Here is a 23,903-nt window from a genome sequence, read left to right on the forward strand (position 1 = left end):
TTTATTGTCCAATAACCACTTTAGGAAAACGTATTACCTTATCTCCTAGCTTATATCCTTTTTCAACAACGTCTATAATTTTTCCTTTTAAATCGTCGCTTGGAGCAGGAATTTGGGTAATAGCTTCATGGTCATCTGCATTAAACATATCTCCTTGTTCTACTACAATAGCGCTCAACCCTTTTTGCTCTAGAGTTTTTAATAATTTTTGGTAGATGAGCAATACGCCTTTTCTTAAATCTTCTGCTTCCTTATCTTCTTCAATATGCGTTAAAGCTCTTTCAAAATCGTCTAAAACAGGCAACATTGCCAACATTACATCCTGACTTGCAGTTTTAAATAAATCTAGACGCTCTTTGGCAGTACGCTTTTTGTAGTTTTCAAATTCAGCAAAAAGACGCATAAACTTATCTTTTTCTTTTGCTAAATCTTCATTTAGTTTTTCTTCTATGCTAAGTTCTTCTACCTGAGCTGTATCAGTAGTTACTTCTTCTTGTATTTGTTCTTTTTCAGCTTGTTCGCTTTTATCTTTTTTACTCATTGTTAAGTGCGCTTTATTCTTCGAATAATAGTTGGCAAAAGTACTGCCATTATTATTAAAATGTCAAAATGTCACTAAATATTTTTTTACGCTTTTTTAACAAAAGTGTCTTTTTAAATATTTAAATTTGTTCTTTAACACAAAAACTTAAACTTTATATGAAAACTAATTTTTTAAATATTTTATTTGTAGCGTTTTTAGGACTTGCAGTTGTTGGTTGTAAAGATAAGGCTAAAGAAGCTGAAACTACAGATGCTGAAACAGTAGCTGAAACTACTGCAGAAGCCACTAAATACTCAGTGGATGCTGCTGCTTCAACTATAACTTGGAAAGGTTACAAACCTACAGGAAGCCATGACGGAACTATTGCTGTTGAAAGCGGTGTAGTTACTGTAAAAGATGGAGCTATTGAAAGTGGTACGTTTTTAATTGACATGAATTCTATTACTGTTACTGATATTCCTGCTGAGGAAGAAATGAACGGTAAATTAGTTGGTCATTTAAAAAATGCTGATTTCTTTGACGTAGAAAAATACCCTTCTGCTGGTTTTGAAGTAACTGGTTTTGAAAATGGAAACTTATCTGGAAACTTAAAGTTAAAAGAGAAAACAAATAATATTACTATTCCTGTAACGGTTACTGAAAGTGGAGATTCTGTTACTATCACTAGTGAAACATTTACTATTGACCGTTCTAAATGGGACGTAAAATACGGTTCAAAATCGTTCTTTGATAATTTAGGTGATAAGTTCATCAACGATGATATTGAATTAAAAATTACTGTTAAGGCTAACAAGTCTTAATTAAATTTCAAGATAAAATTTGAAGCCACTCTTTTTGGAGTGGCTTTTTTTATATGTTTTATTTTAATAAATCTTCAAGTGTTGGTTGTAAATGATGATGCTTAAAATGGAATCCTTCACCTTCTATTTTCTTACTACTCACTCTTTGACTTTCAAAAAGCAGTATATGCATCTCTCCTAATAAAAGTTTCATAATGGATTTTGGAATATTAGGTAATAACAAAGGTCTCTTTTTTTGTTTTGCAATAGCTTTAATCAACTCATTATTGGTAACAGGGTTTGGAGCTACGCCATTATAAACACCTTCAAGTTTTTCGGTAAATGTATACACAAAAAGTCTAGCCAAATCCTTTACATGAATCCAAGATTGCCATTGTGTGCCTTCGCCAAAAGCTGCTCCAGCTCCAAACTTTACAGGTTTAACCATTTCTGGTAACGCACCTTCCTTAGCATCTAAAACCAAGCCTATTCTAACTTTGGTTACTTTTATGTTTAACGCTTTAAAAGTATCAACTTTATCTTCCCAAGCATTGACCACCTTTCCTAAGAATGTTGGTGAAACTTCATCAAAAGTTTCTTCATAATAATTGGTTAAAGAATCAGGATAAACACCAATAGCACTTGCCGAAATAATTTGTTTTACACTAATATTTTCATTTGCAAGGGTTGATTTCAACAACTCTAAGGACTGAATTCTACTGTCTAAAATTTGTTGTTTGTAGCTTGGTGTCCAACGTTTAGAAATTGAGGCTCCTGCTAAATTAATTATAGCATCTACACCCACAAAACACTCACTATCAATTTCATTGTTTTTAGGATTCCAATAAAATCCTTTATAGTTACTTGCTGTACTTATTTTATTTTTAGAAGTTGTTAAATAATGAACTTCAATACCTTTTTTATGGCATTGCTTCACTATTGCTTTTCCTATCAAACCTGTTGCGCCTGTAATTAAGACTCTCATTTACAATTTTTAATAAAATTACGAAATAGTTTACCCTTAGACTTGGTATTTAATTAAGGTTTAACAGATTTAACTAAACTTTAAACTTCTAACTTAGTAGCTCTAAGCATTTCTCGTTTTCCTGGTGGTCCAGGAAGTTTTTCAACACTAAACCCTACAGCTTGCATTGCGCGTCTTACACTTCCTTTTGCGGAATAGGTAACTAATACACCTTTGGGTTTTAATGCCTTATACATTAATTCAAAAATAACTTCTGTCCAAAGTTCTGGTTGCACTCTTGCTCCAAAAGCATCAAAGTATATGAGATCATATTCTGCTACAGCATCAATTTCTTTAAAAAACTTCTGTTGTTTGGTTAATGAGAATTTAGGCGTAATATGGTGTAATATTTCCCAATCGCATTGGTGTAGTTTAGAGAATAAAGTGTTGTTAGTTTTTAACTGTTCGGTATAATTTAGAGCATCAACTTCTTCTTGTGTTACAGGATAAGCCTCTACTCCTGTGTAATTGATATGAAGGTTGCTTTTTTCACTTTCTAAAAGTGTAATAAATGCATTTAGTCCTGTACCAAAACCTATTTCAAGGATAGAAATTGGTTTATGGCTATCTAAAAAACAAAAAAGACCATGCAGTATAAAAACATGCATAGCCTCTTGTATAGCACCATGAACAGAATGGTATTGTTCGTTCCAATCTTCAATTTGAATGGTTTTAGAACCGTCTGCTGTGGTAATAATTTTTCGCTTCAAAACTAGTTGATAAGCAACTTTTTTATTCTAGGTATTGGACCTGTACAACTGGTTTGGTGACATGCCACACACAAATTTACAGCGTTGTTAAACCTTTCTTTGATATCTACTGTAGATTCGTCATTGAATATTTCCTTTTCTGTTGCTATAAACAACTTTGAAAAGCTTTCAAAAGTTTCATTTCTATCAGATGCTTTGGTCATTTCAGCAGAATGGATTTTAAGAAAATCCATTGGAAATTGTGTTGGTGTTTTACCCTCCAAAATATCTTGCTTTACCTTCATGTTATGTTCATACATTTGATTCATGAGGATAGCCATTTCAGACGGTTCGTACATATCATACACAATCTCCTCTTTTTGCTCAGTGGTTTCTTTTTTATCAGACTCACCACACCCAAAAAGCACAAAAGTCAAAGCTATGCAAGCAAATAGTCTCATTTACTCTTCTTTTAACAATACACCATCAGCTAAAAAAGCATATTCTTTTTTAGGCTCAGTTATTGCTTCAATTTCTTCAGTTGTTTTTCCTCCATCTTCAGCAATATGGCGTAATTGATCTACTGAAGTTTCAGTAACAAAAGCTTGTCCGTTTATGATTACTTCTTTACCTGCAATATTTTTAGGCACAAAAAAAGCATAGTCTTTAAACTTCACCATAACTTGGCTATCGTCTTCTAGTTTTAATTTCATCCAACAACCTTTAGCTTGACATACTTCTTCAACAGTAGCAATCATTTTAGAAGGAATACTATCTCCTACACTCATGTCTTTATAATGCTTTGCCATAGATTTAGCAGCAACGGCATCATCAGCAACTATTTCTTTTCCAAAAGAAGCATAAGTCACTTCTTCTTTTACAGTATCATTTGCAGGTTCTTTCTTTTCACTTTTACACGCTGCAAAAGCAACTAACACAACCAAAAGGGCAGCTATTTTTCTCATAATTTTAATAAATTTTAATAACGCCACTAAGATACTTGTTTTTTTTGTTAGAATGTTTCTAAACTTTTTAATTTAAAGTATAATACAGAGAGCATTACGTAATAATCACTTATAAAAGTTAAAAACACAATCACTTTTATAAAATCAAAAGTGTATAAAAATCAATACTTTTTAGCCAATTGAAAAAGTTTAAACGAGTTCTTAATCCAATACTAAATTAAATACCATTATATTTTCATAATTTTGCAAAATATACTCAAAACATATCCATGGAAAATATAATCAACAATATCCCTGTAACTAAGTGTGAAAAAAGCAAGATAAGTGATGTAGATTTTAACAATTTAGCATTTGGTAGTGTGTTTTCAGATCATATGTTGGTTTGCGATTATAAAAATGGCGCTTGGGAAACTCCTACAATTGTGCCTTACCAACCTATTACTTTGGACCCTTCTGCTAAAATATTTCATTACGGACAGTCTATTTTTGAAGGCATGAAAGCCTATAAAGACACTAATGAAGACGTGTGGTTATTTCGTCCAATGGACAATTGTAAGCGTTTAAATATTTCAGCAAAACGCTTGGCAATCCCTGAATTACCAGAAGCGTATTTTATGGAAGGCTTAAAAGCACTTTTAAAACTGGATAGCAATTGGATTCCTACAAACTCTGGCGGTTCTTTGTACATAAGACCTTTTATTTTTGCTTCTGGAAATGGTTTTCATGCGTCGCCTGCCAATGCTTATAAGTTTATTATCGCAACTGCACCTTCTGGCGCTTATTTTTCTGGTAAAGTTAAAGTGGCTATTGAAGAAAAATACTCGCGCTCAGCTAATGGTGGTGTAGGATATGCTAAAGCTGGTGGTAACTATGCAGGTCAATTTTACCCAACACAGTTAGCAATTCAAAAAGGATATAATCAAGTTATTTGGACTGACGATAACACTCACGAATATATTGAAGAAGCTGGCGCAATGAATATTTTTGTTAGAATTAACGACACGTTAATGACTGCACCTACTAGCGATAGAATTTTAGATGGGATTACTCGTAAGAGTATTATTGAAATTGCAAAAGCCGAAGGTATAAATGTTGAAGTCAAAAAAATATCGGTGAACGAAGTTGTTGAAGCTGCCAAAAATGGATCACTTAAAGAAATGTTTGGCTCTGGTACTGCTGCTGTTGTATCTCCAATAGCTGCTTTTGGATATAAAGGAACTGATTACGACCTGCCAGAACTAGAAAACAGCTACGCTTCATTATTGAAAAAACGAATTACAGACATACAATATAACAGAACTGACGACCCTTTTGGTTGGAGAGTTAAGGTTTAAAAAAAAGAGAAGCAACATTGCTTCTCTTTTTTTATTTATCTAAAATAGATGCGATATCAGGTTTAAAATAATTAGGGCCTTTCAATACTTTACCATCTTCTCTATAAATAGGCTCTCCATCTTCACCAAGCTTACTCATATTACTGCGTTGTATTTCTTCAAAAACTTCTTCTATTTTATATTGCAAACCGTGTTCAATAATGGTTCCGCATAAAATATAAAGTAAATCACCAAGCGCATCTGCAACCTCAACTAAATCATTGTTATTTGCTGCTTCTAGATACTCTTCATTTTCTTCTCTCATCAGTTTATAACGCAACATATTTTTTTCTAAACCTAAATCGGCTTTTGGGGTTTCTCTATGTCCTATTTTAAATGCTGAGTGAAAAGCTTTTACAGCTTCAATTTTATCTTTCATTAGTATATTAGTATTATTTTATGCTTTTTTTAAAAATTTTTGAAATATAAATATTTAATTTTACATAAATTTAATTTTATGTTTACTAAAGGGCAATGGGTTTTTGGAATTTTATTTGCAATAGCATTTATTATTGTATTAATTTTTACCTACAAAAAAGACCTTAAGCTACATAAACGTTATTACAAAGGTGTTATTTGGGTGCTAATAGCTTTTATTTCTTTCATCTTTTTTATCTCCACAATTAAATTTGTATTCATGTAGTTTCTTGATGCTATATCGATTAATAATAGTATCGCTTTTTTAATTATCTTTGGTAAAACAACTTTAAAACCAAAGATGAAAGCTTTAAAATATATATTCTTTTTACTTCTTATACTCATTATAGGTATTGCTATTTACATTGCTGTACAGCCTAATTCTTTTGAAGTTAAAAGAGAACGTACAATCAATGCGCCTGCTGCTGTTATTTACAATAATGTTATTGATTTTAAAAACTGGGAAGCATGGTCGTCTTGGGTTGAAAAAGATCCAGAAACAGTAATTACTCTTAGCGAACAAACCAAAGGTGTTGGAGGTGCGTACTCGTGGGTAGATTCTCATGGAGAAGGTAACATGAAAACCTTAGCAACTAAACCTAATGTTTCTATTGATCAAGAACTACAGTTTGGGGATTTTGACCCTTCAAAGATACAATGGGAATTTACTCCTACCGAAGACGGTAAAACCAACGTAGTATGGAAAATGAACAGCGAAAATGTTCCGTTTATCTTTAAAGCTTCTGCATTAGCTTCTGGTGGTTTTGACAACATGATTGGTCCAGACTTTGAGCGTGGTTTAGAAAAACTAGATAGCTTAGTTGTTGAGTCTATGAAAGTCTATTCAATTAAAGTAAATGGAGTAACACAGCACAGTGGCGGATTTTACCTATATAATACCACGTCTTGTAAAATTAGCGAGCTAGATACTAAAATGCAGGATATGTTACCTAAAGTTGGTGCTTATGCTATTACACACAATATTACTATGGCTGGACCTCCTTTTGTATATTATCACAAATGGGACGAAGCCAATAATGCTGTAATGTTTTCGTGCTGCATACCTACAACATCTCAAGTAATTACTGCTGATGATAGTGATATTTTAACAGGACAGTTACAACCATTTAAAGCAGTTGAAACAACTCTTACTGGCGATTATGCTAACTTAAAAGAGGCTTGGGACACTACTATGAAATATATCACCGAAAATAATCTTGAATTCACCGATGAAAACGGACCAATGCTTGAAACGTACTTAACCGATCCTACAAGCACACCTAATCCTGCTGATTGGATAACTAAAATATACATTGCTGTAAAATAGATGAAAAACCTACTTCTTGTTTTTGTTGGTGGTGGTTTTGGAAGTGTTTTAAGATACATCCTAAGCAAATACCTTAACAGCACCGAAACTGGAATTCCTTATGGTACATTTGCAGCAAATATTTTAGGGAGTTTACTCATTGGCATTATTTTAGGATTAGCAGTTAAAAACAATACACTGTCTTCAAATCAAACACTGCTTTTAGCCACTGGTTTTTGTGGTGGATTCACCACATTTTCAACCTTTGCTTACGAAAACCATGTTTTTTTAAAATCAGGTGATTTTACAAGTTTTGCACTATATACAATTGCTAGTTTTATAGTTGGATTTTTAGCAGTTTTTGCAGGCATATACCTAACTAAATAATTAACATCCAATCATATAATTAAATATACGACATATATCGTATGTTTTTTCTTACTGACAATTAGGACTTTTGAAATGTTATTAATCAAACCTAATTATCATGAAAAAACTATTTACTGTATTATCAATTTTTGTACTTAGCTACACCCAAGCTCAAAACATTCTTATTGTTGACAACGACCCTGTTATTGACACATCTCCTGCTCATATGTTTAATAACATTACTGATGCTATTTCAGCAGCTAATAATGGAGACATTATTTACGTACAACCGTCTTTAACAAGTTATGGAGCTGTTACTATCAACAAAGAAATTACTCTTTTTGGTTCTGGTTATGCACCGGAACTAAATGATGGTAGAAGAACCGAATTATCAAGTGTAAGAATTGATGCTGATAACATTAAAATTAGTGGGTTTTACATCAGTACTTACATCACTTACAACTCAAGCACATCTACATCTGATAATATTATTATTGAAGATAACTTTGTTAACCAAACTATTTTTGTGGGCTCTACAAATGCTGGCCATACCACTACCAACAACAACTGGATTATAAGAGGTAATGTCATTAATTTTGGTATCACACTTCATGCAGACCCAACAAAATGTATAAACACCGTAATTACCAATAACCACATTACATTATTAAACGGTAATGCAACTGCTAGTTACGCCTTACGATACTTTAACGACACAACCATTTTTAACAATAACGTTGTTAGAATAAACCATACGTGGGGAAACACAAATATTTTCCCAAACATGACTGGTGATGTAACTGCTTTCAATAATATATTTATCTCAAACGGAATAAACACTTTATTTACACCAACTACAGGTAGAACACTAACTCTTAACAACTCTATTAGCTACATGTCAACTGGTGGTACACTTTCACTAGCAATGCCTGGAACAGGTAATTTTGACAACCAAAATCCATTTTTTACCAGTGTAGCATCATCGGCTTTTGATATTGCTCCTGAAGATGATTTCACACTGTCTCCAAGTTCAGTTGGGCTTAACGCTGGTTCTGACGGAAACGACATAGGTATTTTCAATGGCGATTACGATTTTGATATGCGTGGTTACCCAACCGAATTACCATACTTAACAAGCTTTACTATCAGTAACAACTTAATTGAAGCTGGTGAAAACATCAACGTAAACGTAAAGGCAAATGCTAATAAGTCTAATTAATAATCAAAAAATAAACTGATTATGAAACGACTTATTCACATAACTTTTTTGCTTACCGCTTACCTATCGTTTGCTCAAGGTGATATTTCTGAAATAGAATATTACTTTGACACCGATCCAGGTATTGGCAATGGCACAAGTATAGATATTGACCCAGATGCTGAAGTACTTAATCAAAACTTCAGTATTCCTACAACAGGATTATCTGCTGGCAACCACAAGCTATTTGTACGCGCTGTAAAAGATGATGGCAGCACTAGCTATTACTATTCTCAAAGCTTTAGTGTTAAAGCAGCTAATGCAACCTTTAATACAGCAAACATTGATGGTTTTGAATATTATGTTGATACAGATCCTGGTATTGGCAACGGCACACAATTATCTGTAGCTGCTATGGAGACTATTGACCAATCGTTCAATATTTCAACAGCTGCTTTAAGTTCTGGTAGTCATAAATTATTCATTAGAGCAAAAAATAGCGATGGAACTTATGGTGCATATGACAATGTAGCTTTTAGCGTTAACCATAGTCCTGCTGTATTAAACAATTATGATATTACAGCTGCTGAATACTATTTTGGTACTGACCCTGGAACTGGAAATGCAACAGTAATTACAATACCTACAGACGAAACCTTGGATGAGAATTTAGCATTTCTTACAAATACATTACCGCAAGGTAGTCATAGAGCCTTTGTAAGAGTAAAAAATGCAAACGATGTATGGTCTTTATATGACAACATAGTGTTTTCAGTTGTACCACTAGCAGAGATTAATATAGCTGATATTAACAGCATAGAATATTATTTTGACGCTGATCCTGGCATAGGTTTAGGCAATCAAGTAACAATCACAGATACTGAAACCGTAGACCAAAATCTTGCTATTCCTACAACAGGTTTACCTACAGGAAGCCACAGATTATTTATACGTGTTGGTAACACTGCTGGCAACTACAGTGTTTACACACATACAGTATTTTCTGTAAGAACACCTACGTTTTTCAATAACGCATCTATTGTAGCTGCTGAATATTTTATTGACATAGATCCTGGAGAAGGCAACGGAAACCCAATCACAACATCTGGTGATAGTATTGACGAAAATGTTATTGTTGCAACATCTGGTAGTATGGCTCAAGGCGATCATTACGTATATGTGAGAGTACAAAACACAGATGGTACTTGGTCTCTTTACGACAAACAATATTTTGAAGTAAGTGGCACATTGGGTATCGAAACTGAAGAATTATCCAAAATAAGTATCTATCCTAATCCAACTTCCAATGTAGTAAATATAAAACTACCTATTCATATTACTATAGAAAGTATTGAAGTAATTGACATAAACGGAAGACTTATATTTCACTCTCAAGAATCGCTCTCTAAAATCGATTGCAGCTCGTTTTCCAATGGAGTATATCTGTTACAATTAAAAACCAGTAGTGGAGCACTCTCCAAACGAATAATAAAACAATGATCTTAAATAAAAGCGTCGTTTAAAATGGCGCTTTTATTTTTTATATGCCTTCACACCTGCTTGTATGTTGGTATCTAAGTAATTTACTCTAGGCACAATTGGGCAAGAGTAGTTCTCATTGTAAGCACAATAAGGGTTATAAGCTTTGTTAAAATCAACCACAATTGTGTCGCCTTCAGGAATTTTTAAATCAATATAACGTCCGCCTCCATAGGTCGTCTCTCCATTTGTGTTGTCTAAAAAAGGTAAAAACAAATAATCTTGCTGATCTTCGCTAGTAATAGAATCTTCGCCTTGGTATACATTCAACTGATAAGTTTGCCCTTGTAACTCAAACGTCAAAACACCATAAACACGCTCTCTAGATAAACGGTCAGTATTCGTTTTCATATTAAACCACTTAGAGTCTGGTGTACGTTTTAATTGAGCAGTAACTACATAAGCCGAGTCAAACTTAAAAAAATCAAGTCCCTTAAAATTCTTTTTAGCTCTTCCTTTAAGTGGCGAACTTGTTGCATCTCTAAAATCAGCATTCATCTTCTTTTGAAACTCGGTCTCACCAACAATCGGTTCTTTTCCTTGATGACAACCTAAGACTAATACCAACACTAAAAATGTAATAACTTTTCTCATCGGGTTAATTTTTTCAATTCAAAAATACAACTTAAACTTTTTTTACCTAGCTTTGAAGAGCAATAAAGAAAAAATCATGTTCAACTGTAATACAATTGTAAAGCAAAAATATACCTCTTCTCAACGAAGTCGGGCTTGCTATATATTGTAGTGATAGTTGAATACAATTAATCAATATAGAAAAGTCCGACGCTAGCGTCGGACTTTTTACTTTTATAACAATCAATCAAGCAATGAAATTTATTTATTTTTTAAACAACAAGTTATTACAACCCTACCTAAACACATTTAGTGGGTTGTCTAAAGAAGTATGGTGGTTATCGCTCATTACACTCATTAACAGAGCTGGCACCATGGTTATTCCGTTTTTATCATTATATCTCAATAAAAGCTTAGACTTTAGTCTTTCTGATGTTGGTATGATTATGAGTGCTTTTGGTGCAGGTTCGGTAGTTGGGTCTTGGCTTGGTGGCAAACTCACCGACAAAATTGGGTATTACAAAGTAATGGTAATTAGTTTAGTATTGTCAGGGCTTCTATTCATTGGCTTACAATTTATAAGCACCTACTATGGTATCATGCTAGGCATATTTTTACTCCTTGCAGTAGCCGATATGTTTCGTCCTGCAATGTTTGTAGCATTAAGTGCTTACAGTAAACCTGAAAACAAAACACGCTCAGTAACACTTATTCGTTTGGCTATTAACCTTGGATTTTCTGCTGGTCCTGCCATTGGCGGATTAATTATTGCTACATTGGGTTATGGTGGTTTGTTTTGGGTAGATGGTATTACTTGTATAGCTGCAGGCTTCCTATTACTCAAGGTACTCAACCCTAAAACTGCCAGAGTTCAGGATAACATCGTTTCTCAAAACCCTAAATCGGCTTATAAAGACGGAAAGTACATTATCTTTTTAGTAGCTATGGTATTATTTAGTATTGCCTTTCTCCAGTACTTCTCAACAATGCCACTGTACTACAAAGACGTACATGTATTATCAGAGTTTAAAATAGGATTACTCATGGGAATGAACGGTTTATTAATTGCTGTATTTGAAATGCCTCTAGTAAAATGGCTCGAATCTCCTAAATACACCAAAACAGGTTTAGTAGCCTTTGGAGCTGTATTAACACTTATAAGCTTTATTGTGCTTAATGTTACTGCTTGGGTTGGTGTATTGGTTATTGGGATGTTGTTTATGACCATTGGCGAAATGATTGCCTTCCCATTCTCTAATGCTTTTGCCTTAAAACGCGCAAAACAAGGCAACCAAGGCGAATACATGGCTTTATACAGTATGGCGTTTGCTATAGCACATATCTTTGGGCACAATTCAGGAATGCACATGGTGGAATTGGTAGGCTTTACCAACACATGGTACATTGTGTCTTTAGTGATGGTAGTATGTATTGCCATACTTTTAATGTTAAAGCGTAAAATGAGATTTCAAAAAATAGAAGAATAACCTTAATTTAGTAGCAACACAATATTAATGACACAAACAGATATACTAATTATTGGAGCAGGTCCTATTGGAATTGCCTGCGCTTTGGAATGTGAGAAAAGAGGTTGGAACTATATCGTGCTCGAAAAAGGCGCACTCACCAACTCTTTGTTTAACTACCCTTTAAACATGACCTTTTTCTCCACTTCCGAGCGTTTGGAAATCGATAACATTCCATTTATAAGCAATAACCCAAAACCAAATAGAGACGAGGCCTTGGAATATTACCGTCGTGTAGCAACATCTAACACGCTCAACATAAACCTGTATGAAGAAGTAACAGCCATACAAAAGCAAAACAACCAATTTCAGGTTACCTCTAACAAAACCAGCTACAGTGCAAAAAAAGTAGTGATTGCCACAGGGTTTTACGACATCCCAAAACTTTTAAATGTTCCTGGTGAATCCTTACCTAAGGTATCGCATTACTACAAAGAAGCGCATCCTTTTAGTATGCAAGATGTTATTGTGGTTGGTGCTAGCAATTCTGCAGTTGATGCTGCGCTTGAAATTTGGCGTAAAGGTGGAAGCGTTACTATGGTAGTGCGTAAAGGAGCTATTGGTGAACGTGTAAAATATTGGGTAAGACCTGATATCATTAACAGAATTGAAGAAGGTAGCATTAAAGCCTATTTTAATTCCGAAATCAAAGAAATTACACCAAATCAGGTAATCATTTCCACACCTAAAGGCACTGAAACCATTGCTAACGACTATGTAGTGGCACTCACAGGCTACCAACCTAACTTTCAGTTTTTGGAACAAGCAGGAGTTGTCTTGTCTAATGATGGAAATTTCTTTCCGCAGTACAATCCTGATACCATGGAAAGCAATGTACAAGGACTCTACCTTGCAGGTGTAATTTGTGGCGGAACCGAAACCCACAAATGGTTTATTGAAAACTCAAGAGTACATGCTAAACTAATTGCTGAGCATATGGAAACCAATCTATAACGATAAGGCCATTACTTCAATGGCTTTATCGCTCCATTCTTTACCACTTGCGAAAGCACTATTTGCGTTTTGGTTTCTCCATATATAATCAACTGGTCAATAAAGGTTTCTAAATGCTTTTGGTTTTTAAGCACCACTTCCATTACAATATTTTCGTTTCCTGTAATACGATAGCAGTTCAACACCTCATCATAGGTTTTTACCTTCTCAAAAAAAGGCTTTAGCTTTCCCATAAAAGCGCGTAAGGTAATAATAGCCTTTAATTGATAACCTGCTTCAAAATAAGAAACTGATGTGTAATAGTCTTCAATAATACCTGCATCTTCCATCTTTTTTATACGCTCCGAAACTGCTGGCGAAGTAATACCAACTTGCCTACCAATTTCAGCGTTAGACTGTCTTGCATTGTCCTGCAAACACTTTAAAATCTTCCAGTTTAATCTATCTATACTCATTTAAAGAGAAATTAAAAAATAACTTAATATTTAAAGCAAATATAACATATTGCTTTAATATCAAAAGTAGAATCTCAATTCTTGTGCTTAATTTTGATATAAATTGCTATTATATACTATGTTACCTCATTTACCATCTCATCTATCAGAATTGCCTATATATCAAAAGGCTATGGATATTTTTGTTCTATCTAGAAGCATCTCTACCTACTTAAACCATGATTTGTCGTATTTGCATAAAGATGGTTCAGAAAACGAACACATCTACTTCTCTGGAGACATTGTACAGCAGTCTATTTCTTTAGCACCTGAAATCGCTAAAGCCGAACAAGAACGTCACACAGATAAAAAACACAAACACATGGCATCGGTAAGACAGCTTACCAACCGTTTGTACAGCAACTGTCGTCGTTTAGAAAAATGTAACAGTAACGGTAAAGACTACATCCCATTATTAAGACGCGAACTTAAAACCTTTAAAAAGCTTCAACATACTTGGATGCTGACGTTGTAATATGTAGGTTTAATAAACAATAATAGCTTACTAACTCTATTATATAAAGTAATTTAGTGTCGTATCAACGAGTCTTCAATACCCTCATCATACTTAAGGATAAACTTATCTATTTTACTTTCATCAATAGCACAGTTCTTTAGCACTTCGGCTGCTAAAAGTTTTTTAACTAATAATTTTCTAGAAAAAATATAAGACTTTGAAGTAAACGACTTTTCCTGCTCAACAAAAATAACTTTGGTATACAATCCACCATTATGCCCTACACCTGTCCTTATAAACTTCAAGAAAATAGTTTGCTCACCATCAGTTGTTATAAGCTCTACATTGTTGGCATCTCCATCATAATCCAAGCATTCAACAGTATCAACAAGTACTTTTCCTTTTTTAAATTTGATATTTTGTGCGTTCATAGCACTTACAAAACACATAGAAGTTAGGGCAATTAATAAAATGGTTTTCATAAAAATGTAATAATTTAAATTAATATGGGTTTCACACGCAACAAGTGCTATTGCATGCTTAAGCGACTAATATAATAAATCTTTTTATTTAGGTTCATATTCCTTTTTAAAAACAAACTCAATAGACGAACCTGCTTTAGTTGCTCCAGTGTAGTCAAACAACATCTCATTGTTAGATATGGGCTTAAGGCCTTTGAAAAGATAAAATAGAATGGGTATTGAAACTGTGGTTATTAATCAATTTTTATCTTTTTTTGAATTTAGGTTTTTTAGAATCTATTGGAGTTATAATTATTTCATGTATAGAGTCTAATATTTCTTCTTCAGAAAAATTTAAACCTGCATCTTTCTTTAAAGATCTTTTCAAAAATTTTAAAATATTAATGTCATATAGATATTTACATAAATTTTGAGGTTCGGTGGCTTGATTCATTTTCCAAAACTTTTCTAAATCACCACTCAACATGCACTTTCTTGTTAAATATTCAAAACTTGCTAATGATTTTTTAAAAACATTTAAGTCTCTTATATCATAATAAAACACTTGCTTATACTCTATAGGTTTCCCAAAAATCACTCTATATAATGAAAACTCTCTTCCATTAGTCAATAAAACCCAATCAATACCCTCGTCAGCACCATAGTGCACAGCTTGTCTTATGTGTTTATCAGACAAATCCAATTGCATAGCCTTTACTTCAATTATCATCCTTTGTTTTTTTTCTAATTGAATGACATAATCAGCATAAGTTCCTCTAATTCTAAATTCTGTTTTAATTTCTTCTAATTCAGCATATCCTAAAACTTCAGTTAAAAAGTAATTAATCATTAATCTTGTTCCAGACTCATCTAATTGAGCATATTTCTTTGAAATATATTTTCTTCTGTATGATTTAAAACTGTCCTCAAATTTTTTTCTTTGAATAGCTGTTAACATTTTAGTAAGTAATTAAAATTAGTTAGGTATTAAATATAAAAAAATCCCAAATAAAATTGGGATTTAATTTATATTAATCTATTGTTATTGAGTTACATATTCCGTCTATACTGTCCGCCTACTTCAAATAAGGCTTCAGTAATTTGTCCTAAAGAACACACTTTACAAACATCCATTAAGGCTTCAAAAATGTTTTCGTTATTAATCGCTTTATGCTGAAGCGCTTTTAGCAACGCCTTGGTATCATTACTCTTATGTAAATTCTCAAGGGTTTGTATTTGGTATTGCTTCTCCTCTTCTGTAGCTCTTATAACTTCAGCAGGTTGTACCGTTGGCGACCCTTTACTACTCAAAAAGGTGTTTACTCCAATAATTGGAAAATCACCATTGTGCTTTAAAGTCTCATAATACAAGCTTTCCTCCTGAATTTTACTACGTTGATACATGGTTTCCATAGCGCCAAGTACACCACCACGCTCTGTAATTCTATCAAACTCTAATAATACTGCTTCTTCTACCAAATCAGTAAGCTCTTCTATAATAAACGACCCTTGTATTGGGTTTTCGTTTTTAGCAAGTCCTAACTCCTTATTAATAATCAACTGAATAGCCATTGCTCTACGCACACTCTCTTCGGTTGGCGTAGTAATTGCTTCGTCATAAGCATTTGTATGCAACGAGTTACAGTTATCATAAATAGCATACAATGCTTGAAGTGTCGTACGAATATCGTTAAAGTCAATTTCTTGGGCATGCAAACTACGACCCGAAGTTTGTATATGGTATTTCAACATCTGTGCTCTTGGGTTGGCACCATACTTATGCTTTAAGGCTTTTGCCCAAATTTTACGTGCCACACGACCAATAACAGCATATTCAGGATCGATACCATTAGAGAAAAAGAACGATAAGTTTGGTCCAAACTTATTAATATCCATACCTCTACTTAAGTAATATTCCACGTAAGTGAAACCATTGGATAATGTCAATGCCAATTGCGTAATAGGGTTGGCTCCTGCTTCTGCAATATGATACCCAGAAATAGACACCGAATAGAAGTTACGCACATTATTTTCAATAAAATACTCTTGTACATCTCCCATTAAACGCAGTGCAAATTCCGTAGAGAAAATACACGTATTTTGCGCTTGATCTTCTTTTAAAATATCAGCTTGTACAGTACCACGAACTTGTGCAATGGTACGTGTTTTTATATCATGGTAAACATCCTGTGGCAATACTTGATCACCAGTAACGCCTAATAAAAACAAGCCTAAACCATCATTTCCTTCTGGTAGCTCACCATTATATTTAGGACGCTCTACACCTTTTTCCTTGTATATTTTGGCAATCTTTGCTTCAACCTCTTTTTCTAGACCGTTTTCTTTGATGTAAAGCTCACATTGTTGGTCTATGGCAGCATTCATAAAGAACCCTAACAACATTGGCGCAGGACCATTAATAGTCATACTTACCGAAGTCATCACATCTGCTAGGTTAAAACCAGAATAGAGTTTTTTAGCATCGTCTAAACAGCATATAGATACACCAGCGTTTCCTATTTTACCATAAATATCAGGACGTAAGTCTGGATCGTTACCGTAAAGCGTTACACTATCAAAAGCTGTTGATAGTCGTTTTGCTGGCATACCTTGACTCACATAATGAAAACGTTTGTTGGTACGCTCTGGACCGCCTTCTCCTGCAAACATACGCGCAGGATCTTCTCCTGTTCGTTTAAAAGGATACAATCCTGATGTATACGGAAACTCTCCAGGTACATTCTCTTGAAGTGACCATCGTAAAATATCGCCCCAAGCTTGATACTTTGGCAAAGCGACTTTTGGAATTTGTGTATGTGATAAAGACTCGGTATGCGTGTCTATTTTAATTTCTTTGTCTCTTACTTTAAATGTGTAAACAGGATTCTTGTATTTGTTGACCTTCTCATTCCAACCTATTACAACTTCCCAGTTGTAAGGATCTAAATTCATTTTCACACGGTCAAACTCTTTGATTAATAGATCTAAAAATTCTTTATCGTTATCACTCTTAACCAATTCAAGAATCTCATCCTGATTAATACCTTTGTTATCTAAAAACGCGTATTCCTTTTCGTTTGAAATTCCTGCTACCGAACCAATAGTTTTATAAATACCATATAGTTTTTGAGCTACCTCAACTTGCTCGTTAGCAGTTTTATCATACGCACGATTGTTTTCTGCAATCTCTGATAAGTAACGTGTTCTGTTTGGTGGAATCACAAAGATTTTCTCACTCATTTCTTTTGAAATTTCAAAAGTAGAGTTCAGGTCAGCATCAGTTTTTTCAACGACCTTATCCATTATTGCTTTGTAAAGCGTGTTCATTCCTGGATCGTTAAACTGCGAAGCAATCGTTCCAAAAACAGGTAAATCATCTTGATTGGTATCCCACAATTGATGGTTACGCATGTACTGTTTTTTTACATCGCGAAGCGCATCCAATGCACCACGCTTATCAAATTTGTTAATCGCTACCAAGTCTGCAAAGTCTAACATATCAATTTTTTCCAGCTGTGTTGCTGCACCAAACTCTGGCGTCATCACATACAAGGATACATCGCTATGCTCTAAAATTTCGGTATCACTTTGCCCAATACCAGACGTTTCTAAAATAATGATATCGTAGTGCGCTGCTTTTAATACTTCAACAGCTTCGTTTACATATTTTGACAAGGCTAAATTAGATTGACGCGTTGCCAAACTACGCATGTATACGCGTGGTGAATTAATAGCATTCATACGAATTCTATCACCTAAAAGCGCACCACCTGTTTTACGTTTTGATGGGTCTACCGAAACAATACCAATAGTTTTTTCCGGGAAGTCGATTAAAAAACGACGCACCAACTCATCTACCAAACTAGATTTTCCGGCGCCACCAGTTCCTGTAATTCCTAATACAGGCGTTTTAGACGTTTTATTTTTCTCATGAATTTCGTCTAAAGCTTCTTTAGCAACTTCTGGGAAGTTTTCAGCAGACGAAATAACACGTGCAATAGCTTTTGGGTTTTTCTCTTCTAAAGTCGCTACTTCACCATTTAGTTGGTCACCAATAGCAAAATCTGATTGCTGTACCAAATCGTTAATCATCCCTTGAAGTCCCATTTCACGACCATCATCAGGCGAGTAGATTCTGGAAATACCGTAATCCATTAACTCTTTAATCTCTAAAGGAAGGATTACTCCTCCTCCACCTCCAAAGATTTTAATATGTCCTGCTCCTCGCTCTTTAAGCAAGTCATACATGTATTTAAAATACTCATTATGACCACCTTGATATGATGTTAAACAGATGGCATTGGCATCTTCTTGAATGGCTGTATTTACAACTTCTTCAACACTTCTGTCATGCCCAAGATGAATAACCTCAACACCTGTAGATTGGATAATACGACGCATGATGTTTATTGAGGCATCATGTCCATCAAATAAAGAGGCTGCTGTAACAATACGTACTTTATACTTTGGTTTATATGGCGGAATTTGTTTCATTGACAAAAAATCTAATTATAAGAGGCACAAATTTACGGAATATTCAAAAAAATACTCGATTTATACCAAAATATCTAATACAAAAATTGAGAGTAGGTATATAATCATCAATAGCATCTAGAAAATGAATTAAGAGGCCTTATTAAAGTCTTCGTTCTAAAAAATCATCAAATCACTTATCACATCAAAGCAACAAACCCCTAACTCTATAAATTATAACCTTTTACAATTACACTCCACTTAAAGCTAGAGTCTAGTGCGAATTTTAATACAAAAGCAACCAATTGATTTACAATTGCATAAAAAACATTCTTTAACACTTCCGACTATTTTTTTAATTAAAAACCATAAAAAGCAAACATTTATTAAATTTTATCAAACAATTTAACACTAAATGTGAACAATAATTAATTCAATAGTTATAAAAATAGATAATTAGTGATTTAAAAAAGTGACGCATCAGTTATTTATGGGTCTAATGAATGCGGTCATTAAAAAAACCGTAAAAATTAAACTATAACCATTAACTAATTTTTATTCTATGAAACAAAAATTATTATTAGGCTTATTCCTTTTAGCAGGTATAAGTTTTTCTCAGGCTCAAGGCCTACCGGAAAATCCTGAACCAGGTAAATGCTACGTTAAGTGTATCACTAAGGACGAATTTAAAGAAGTAGAAGAAACACTACAAGTTTATCCTGCTTACACTACATTACAAGTTGTTCCAGCTGTTTACAAAACTGTTGAAGAAACTGTATTGGTTAAAGAAGCATCAAAAAAGTATGTTTACACACCAGCAGTTTATGAAACCGTTGAAGTTCCTTATGTAAAAAAGGAAGGAAGAACTGACTTAAGAGTTGTACCAGCAAGCTTTGGAAAAGACTCTAACACATATGAGGTTTACCCAAAAACTTCAGGATGGGAATACAAAATACTAGAGGATTGCCCTTCAGTTAACAAAGAAGACTGTGTTGCTACTTGTTTTGTGGAGTATCCTGCACAATTTAGAGATGTGCCTTTTACTACTTTAGCTAGTGACGCAACTACTAACGGAATTCCTGTTGATGAGCAATCAACAACTTACAAAAAGCGTGTGATTAAGACTCCTGCAAGAATGGACGAAATTGAAATTCCAGCGGAATACACAACTATTACACGTCAAGTAGTTGAAACTCCAGCTACAACAACTAGCGTAACTGTGCCTGCTAAATACGAAACAGTAACCAGAACAGTTTTAGCTAAAAAAGGTGGTATTACAACTTGGGAAGAAGTTGAATGTGAATTATTAAATCCAACTGTTTTACCAATATTTTATGAACTTGCAAGTGCTCGTTTAACACCTGCATCTAAAAAAGTAATAGACGAAACATTATTACCATTACTAAACGACTCTAACGTAAGCATAGAAATTATGTCTCACACTGACTCTAGAGGTAACGATGACTACAACAGATCTTTATCACAGCAACGTGCAAACTCTGTAGTAAACTATTTAGTATCTAAAGGTGTTTCTAGAAGCCGATTAACAGCAAGAGGTTTTGGAGAGTCTAGACTTACTAACCGTTGTTCTAATGGTGTTGATTGTTCAGAAGCTGAACACCAAAGAAACAGACGTACTGAGTTTAGAGTAATTAACAACTAATTTCTTTTTTATAGAAATAAAAAAAGCTCCTTTAAGGGGCTTTTTTTGTTAACGTATATAACTTATAACTAGTTGTTTTTGCTTCAGCTTTAATCCCATAATTATCTAACAAATCAGATTGCATCAAATCATAAAACTTGTAATGAATGGACCAATCGTGCTCAGCAGTATCAGTAATATCTTGAACCGTTACAACTGGCTTCTCTAAAACCTGTGATAGTTGGTACAACACCTCCTTAAAAGTTACATTATCTGCTTGTATTTGATACTCATCGATTAAATATTTAGCTGTATCTCTTCCCCAATCTATCTGATTAACATCCCAAAACCTGATAGCTTCTATATCAAACACCATAGCCTCACCTTTCACTTCGGAATAGCTTATCTCTAAGTCTAAAGCATCTATAATTTCAGTTATATGATTGCCATAAGGACTATTACTTTTTGATACGTACACTTGAAATTGACCACCTAAATCATCAGGCAATTTCAGTTGACTTTCATGAACTTTTAAATTGTAAGCTATGATAGCTCTGATACTTCCCTTAAACTCAACATACTCTGCGTGTTCTTGTATTTGTAAAAAATAGAAAGATTCATTTTTTAATCTTTCTATTTCAAAGTCTGCATTAGGCTGATATTCAGCGTCTACTTTTTCAACTTTTATATCTTTCTCCTTAAAAAACTTGTCTACATGCTTTTTCTTTGTGTTACTACGTAAAAACCTTGTTAAATCAGATGCTTTAAAATCGGTTGGACTACCTTCCCACAACACACCTCCATCTGCATTCATAAGAATTCCGTGAGGCAATAGCTTTATATTATGAGTTTTAAATGTTTCTCCTTCATAATCCACAAAAACTGCTAAATCAGTTGGACGTTTTTTTAGATATTTTCTAACCAATTCAGGGTTTTCTTGCGAAATAGAAACCACATAAAAATCATTAGGATATTGCTTTTGAAGCACGCCCAAATACTCTTTAGCATACACACATGGTCCACACCAAGTTGCCCAAAAATCAATAAAATACAGTGTATTTTCAGAACTCTTTGCCGATTTTGAGAGTTGAACTCTTTCTGAAACATTTATTTGCCCAAAACAAAAAAATGGTAAGAAAACAAAAGCGAGTAAAAAAGGTTTAAATAAATAATCAATTTTCATAGTAAGTAACAATATAACACTAATGTCATAACAACTATTGTGCTAAAATAGTGTTTTAATTATATTTTTTCATTTTAATTAAATGACTACTAAATATTTGGTGTGTTAATATTTTCAATAATACTTGTATTATAAAAAACTGCTTTTGTAAATTTGACCAAAAATCACACCTATGAAAAAGTCACTTTTTGTTTTACTTGCAATTTTTACTCTTAACTCTTGTGCCGAATTACAAAACGTAATTGACCAACTCCCTCAAGATGGCAGTGTACTTAGTAATGCTGATATCGCATCTGGATTACGCGAAGCGCTAGACCAAGGTATCGACAAACAAGTAAGTAAATTGACTCAAAAAGACGGTTTTTTCAAAAATGAGTTGGTAAAAATTGTATTACCTGAAGAACTTCAAAAAGTAGATAAAGCCCTACGTGATATTGGTTTAGATAATCTTGCTGATGAAGGCTTAAAAGTATTAAACAGAGCTGCTGAAGATGCAGTTAGCGAAGCAACTCCTATTTTTGTGAGTGCAGTTAAAGACATTACCTTTAATGACGCTAAAAACATTTTACTTGGTAATGACGATGCTGCTACTCAATATCTAACAGGTAAAACCCAAACTGCATTGTACGACAAGTTTCACCCTGTAATTAATAATTCGTTTACTAAAGTTGGTGCTGACCAAATTTGGGCAAATCTTATTAATAAATACAACAGTATTCCTTTTACTAATAACGTAAACCCTGATTTAACCGATTATGTTACAGGCGAAGCACTAAAAGGTGTTTACACAATGATTGCTGTTGAGGAAAAAGAAATCAGAAATAAAGTGTCATCACGTACTACTGATTTGCTTAAAAAAGTATTCGCTTTACAAGACTAAGCAATTCTTAAAGCACTTATTTTACCTTTTTATACAAACCATCAAAAGCAACGGTTACTGAATTGTCATTGGTAATAGTTTCCCATAATTGCCTAACAGTTCCGTCGTCATTAGCAGTCCAAGTCACACGATGGTAATAAGGTTGACCAGCTTTGTTTGTAGCAACATCCGATTTTAAAATCATTTGATTTCCTATCCTATTTCCTTTTAAGTGCAAACTCTGTCCTTGGTTATCAATCCAAAGTTGTTCCCATTGTTTGGTTGTAGTGTTATAAAAGTTATTACTAGTACCTGTATACCCTTTTGTTGCACTTGTCCAGTTTTCTCGTAAAATACAATTGTCTTGTATTTTATCTATAACATTTGTACCTGCAGGTGTTCCATCAGGTTTTGTCACTTCCCAATTACCAATCCAAAAATCAAACTCTGTATGCTTTTCGGTACAGCAATTACACGCATTGTTTTGTGCGTTTATATAAACCGGAGAAAAGACAAGTATTAAAAAAAGCAGTAGTTGTTTCATAGTGAGAGTTTTAGTTCTTTTAAATTTATTAAATGATTCTTAATCCAAACCTAATATTAACATAACATTAGTCTTTAGATTAAGCCGCATCTTTGCAGTGTTAGCAAAAGAGAATATCCTTCACTAAAATTAAATTAGAAAAGTTAGTTTGAAAAATCGACCTGCTCCTAGGGTCGATTTTTTTATTAACAATTTTAAACTTTAAGTTGCCGATTAACTTTTTTTTGAATATATTTAATACTCTAAAGCTGTAGGAATGAAAGATTTATCCAAAATAAAAAAGCACCAGCTAAAGTTGCAAATTCGCTACAAGCAACTTATTGAACAAGCCTACAATTTACGTCAAACAGATTCTGCAACCAGTGACATTTCTGAATATAGAGCTATAAAATTACTTGATAAGCTCAATAAGTTGAAATATTTAAACAGATAATTCACTCCCACTTTTTACTACATTTATAAAAACATTAATTTTATAAGAACTCCCTATTTCATACTATCTATAATTAACAAATCAACTAATAAATAGTTAAA

At 33.7% G+C, this 23,903-nt stretch carries 25 protein-coding genes; 12 read left to right on the plus strand and 13 right to left on the minus strand.

Annotated features, from left to right (window positions below; genetic code table 11):
- Position 1: 1 nt before the first annotated feature.
- A complete protein-coding gene (locus DMZ43_RS09695) occupies positions 2 to 541 on the minus strand; it encodes a nucleotide exchange factor GrpE (RefSeq protein WP_131507814.1) in 540 nt (179 codons plus the stop codon).
- 158 nt (positions 542 to 699) lie between these two features.
- Here DMZ43_RS09695 and DMZ43_RS09700 point away from each other — a divergent pair, with 158 nt between their 5' ends.
- Entirely contained in the window at positions 700 to 1,344 is a 645-nt protein-coding gene (locus DMZ43_RS09700; RefSeq protein WP_129761608.1) for a YceI family protein, read from the plus strand.
- Between the two features lie 58 nt (positions 1,345 to 1,402).
- Here DMZ43_RS09700 and DMZ43_RS09705 read toward each other — a convergent pair whose 3' ends face one another.
- From DMZ43_RS09705 to DMZ43_RS09720, 4 genes are all read right to left on the minus strand, one after another.
- Positions 1,403 to 2,308 carry a TIGR01777 family oxidoreductase gene (locus DMZ43_RS09705; RefSeq protein ID WP_131507816.1) on the minus strand — a complete coding sequence of 302 codons (906 nt, stop codon included), beginning with the start codon at positions 2,306 to 2,308 and terminating at the stop codon, positions 1,403 to 1,405.
- Between the two features lie 80 nt (positions 2,309 to 2,388).
- Positions 2,389 to 3,057 (minus strand): tRNA (5-methylaminomethyl-2-thiouridine)(34)-methyltransferase MnmD, encoded by a 669-nt coding sequence (mnmD, locus tag DMZ43_RS09710; protein ID WP_131507818.1) that lies wholly within the window; start codon positions 3,055 to 3,057, stop codon positions 2,389 to 2,391.
- A 2-nt stretch (positions 3,058 to 3,059) separates the two neighbouring features.
- Positions 3,060 to 3,497, minus strand: a complete 438-nt coding sequence (locus DMZ43_RS09715) for a hypothetical protein (protein ID WP_129761605.1) — start codon at positions 3,495 to 3,497, stop codon at positions 3,060 to 3,062.
- Positions 3,498 to 4,001 (minus strand): DUF4920 domain-containing protein, encoded by a 504-nt coding sequence (locus DMZ43_RS09720; RefSeq protein WP_129761604.1) that lies wholly within the window; start codon positions 3,999 to 4,001, stop codon positions 3,498 to 3,500.
- A 269-nt stretch (positions 4,002 to 4,270) separates the two neighbouring features.
- On the opposite strand from DMZ43_RS09720, the gene DMZ43_RS09725 reads away from it, so the two are divergent.
- The gene (locus DMZ43_RS09725) at positions 4,271 to 5,335 is read left to right on the plus strand and encodes a branched-chain amino acid aminotransferase (RefSeq protein WP_187347856.1); all 1,065 of its coding nucleotides are present in this window, start codon (positions 4,271 to 4,273) and stop codon (positions 5,333 to 5,335) included.
- 31 nt (positions 5,336 to 5,366) lie between these two features.
- Here DMZ43_RS09725 and DMZ43_RS09730 read toward each other — a convergent pair whose 3' ends face one another.
- Positions 5,367 to 5,753, minus strand: a complete 387-nt coding sequence (locus tag DMZ43_RS09730) for a nucleoside triphosphate pyrophosphohydrolase family protein (RefSeq protein ID WP_131507820.1) — start codon at positions 5,751 to 5,753, stop codon at positions 5,367 to 5,369.
- Positions 5,754 to 6,092: 339 nt separating this feature from the next.
- On the opposite strand from DMZ43_RS09730, the gene DMZ43_RS09740 reads away from it, so the two are divergent.
- The 4 genes from DMZ43_RS09740 (at position 6,093) to DMZ43_RS09755 (ending at position 10,164) form a co-directional block, all read left to right on the plus strand.
- Complete coding sequence (locus DMZ43_RS09740; RefSeq protein WP_131507823.1) at positions 6,093 to 7,118, plus strand: SRPBCC family protein; 1,026 nt, start codon at positions 6,093 to 6,095, stop codon at positions 7,116 to 7,118.
- Positions 7,119 to 7,484: a fluoride efflux transporter CrcB gene (gene crcB / locus DMZ43_RS09745; protein WP_131507825.1), complete on the plus strand. Its 366-nt coding sequence runs from the start codon at positions 7,119 to 7,121 to the stop codon at positions 7,482 to 7,484.
- Positions 7,485 to 7,584: 100 nt separating this feature from the next.
- Positions 7,585 to 8,685, plus strand: a complete 1,101-nt coding sequence (locus DMZ43_RS09750; RefSeq protein ID WP_131507827.1) for a hypothetical protein — start codon at positions 7,585 to 7,587, stop codon at positions 8,683 to 8,685.
- A gap of 21 nt (positions 8,686 to 8,706) precedes the next feature.
- Positions 8,707 to 10,164, plus strand: coding sequence for a T9SS type A sorting domain-containing protein (locus DMZ43_RS09755; RefSeq protein WP_131507829.1), 1,458 nt, complete (start codon positions 8,707 to 8,709; stop codon positions 10,162 to 10,164).
- A gap of 33 nt (positions 10,165 to 10,197) precedes the next feature.
- On the opposite strand, the gene DMZ43_RS09760 is transcribed toward DMZ43_RS09755, so the two are convergent.
- Positions 10,198 to 10,797 (minus strand): DUF1684 domain-containing protein, encoded by a 600-nt coding sequence (locus DMZ43_RS09760; RefSeq protein ID WP_131507831.1) that lies wholly within the window; start codon positions 10,795 to 10,797, stop codon positions 10,198 to 10,200.
- Positions 10,798 to 11,030: 233 nt separating this feature from the next.
- Here DMZ43_RS09760 and DMZ43_RS09765 point away from each other — a divergent pair, with 233 nt between their 5' ends.
- Both DMZ43_RS09765 and DMZ43_RS09770 read left to right on the plus strand, forming a co-directional pair.
- Positions 11,031 to 12,263: an MFS transporter gene (locus DMZ43_RS09765; protein WP_131507833.1), complete on the plus strand. Its 1,233-nt coding sequence runs from the start codon at positions 11,031 to 11,033 to the stop codon at positions 12,261 to 12,263.
- A 27-nt stretch (positions 12,264 to 12,290) separates the two neighbouring features.
- Positions 12,291 to 13,256, plus strand: coding sequence for a YpdA family putative bacillithiol disulfide reductase (locus DMZ43_RS09770; protein ID WP_131507834.1), 966 nt, complete (start codon positions 12,291 to 12,293; stop codon positions 13,254 to 13,256).
- A gap of 11 nt (positions 13,257 to 13,267) precedes the next feature.
- Here DMZ43_RS09770 and DMZ43_RS09775 read toward each other — a convergent pair whose 3' ends face one another.
- Positions 13,268 to 13,711 (minus strand): Lrp/AsnC family transcriptional regulator, encoded by a 444-nt coding sequence (locus DMZ43_RS09775; protein ID WP_129761596.1) that lies wholly within the window; start codon positions 13,709 to 13,711, stop codon positions 13,268 to 13,270.
- A gap of 118 nt (positions 13,712 to 13,829) precedes the next feature.
- On the opposite strand from DMZ43_RS09775, the gene DMZ43_RS09780 reads away from it, so the two are divergent.
- On the plus strand, positions 13,830 to 14,225 hold the full coding sequence (locus DMZ43_RS09780) for a hypothetical protein (RefSeq protein ID WP_131507836.1): 396 nt from the start codon (positions 13,830 to 13,832) through the stop codon (positions 14,223 to 14,225).
- A 53-nt stretch (positions 14,226 to 14,278) separates the two neighbouring features.
- On the opposite strand, the gene DMZ43_RS09785 is transcribed toward DMZ43_RS09780, so the two are convergent.
- The 3 genes from DMZ43_RS09785 to DMZ43_RS09795 form a co-directional block, all read right to left on the minus strand.
- A complete protein-coding gene (locus DMZ43_RS09785) occupies positions 14,279 to 14,689 on the minus strand; it encodes a hypothetical protein (protein WP_131507838.1) in 411 nt (136 codons plus the stop codon).
- A gap of 244 nt (positions 14,690 to 14,933) precedes the next feature.
- Positions 14,934 to 15,626 carry a type I restriction enzyme HsdR N-terminal domain-containing protein gene (locus tag DMZ43_RS09790; protein WP_131507840.1) on the minus strand — a complete coding sequence of 231 codons (693 nt, stop codon included), beginning with the start codon at positions 15,624 to 15,626 and terminating at the stop codon, positions 14,934 to 14,936.
- A gap of 92 nt (positions 15,627 to 15,718) precedes the next feature.
- Positions 15,719 to 19,162 carry a methylmalonyl-CoA mutase family protein gene (locus DMZ43_RS09795; RefSeq protein WP_131507842.1) on the minus strand — a complete coding sequence of 1,148 codons (3,444 nt, stop codon included), beginning with the start codon at positions 19,160 to 19,162 and terminating at the stop codon, positions 15,719 to 15,721.
- Between the two features lie 541 nt (positions 19,163 to 19,703).
- Here DMZ43_RS09795 and DMZ43_RS09800 point away from each other — a divergent pair.
- On the plus strand, positions 19,704 to 20,804 hold the full coding sequence (locus DMZ43_RS09800; RefSeq protein ID WP_131507844.1) for an OmpA family protein: 1,101 nt from the start codon (positions 19,704 to 19,706) through the stop codon (positions 20,802 to 20,804).
- A gap of 31 nt (positions 20,805 to 20,835) precedes the next feature.
- On the opposite strand, the gene DMZ43_RS09805 is transcribed toward DMZ43_RS09800, so the two are convergent.
- A complete protein-coding gene (locus DMZ43_RS09805; RefSeq protein ID WP_131507846.1) occupies positions 20,836 to 21,966 on the minus strand; it encodes a TlpA disulfide reductase family protein in 1,131 nt (376 codons plus the stop codon).
- A gap of 172 nt (positions 21,967 to 22,138) precedes the next feature.
- Between DMZ43_RS09805 and DMZ43_RS09810 the strand changes: the two genes are divergently transcribed.
- The gene (locus tag DMZ43_RS09810) at positions 22,139 to 22,846 is read left to right on the plus strand and encodes a DUF4197 domain-containing protein (RefSeq protein ID WP_131507848.1); all 708 of its coding nucleotides are present in this window, start codon (positions 22,139 to 22,141) and stop codon (positions 22,844 to 22,846) included.
- A 16-nt stretch (positions 22,847 to 22,862) separates the two neighbouring features.
- On the opposite strand, the gene DMZ43_RS09815 is transcribed toward DMZ43_RS09810, so the two are convergent.
- A complete protein-coding gene (locus DMZ43_RS09815; protein WP_131507850.1) occupies positions 22,863 to 23,369 on the minus strand; it encodes a hypothetical protein in 507 nt (168 codons plus the stop codon).
- 256 nt (positions 23,370 to 23,625) lie between these two features.
- Here DMZ43_RS09815 and DMZ43_RS09820 point away from each other — a divergent pair, with 256 nt between their 5' ends.
- Complete coding sequence (locus DMZ43_RS09820) at positions 23,626 to 23,802, plus strand: Lacal_2735 family protein (protein WP_129761583.1); 177 nt, start codon at positions 23,626 to 23,628, stop codon at positions 23,800 to 23,802.
- Positions 23,803 to 23,903 lie beyond the last annotated feature (101 nt).

The sequence above is a fragment of the Meridianimaribacter sp. CL38 genome (assembly GCF_004328055.1).
In the GTDB taxonomy this organism is placed as follows: domain Bacteria; phylum Bacteroidota; class Bacteroidia; order Flavobacteriales; family Flavobacteriaceae; genus Gaetbulibacter_B; species Gaetbulibacter_B jejuensis.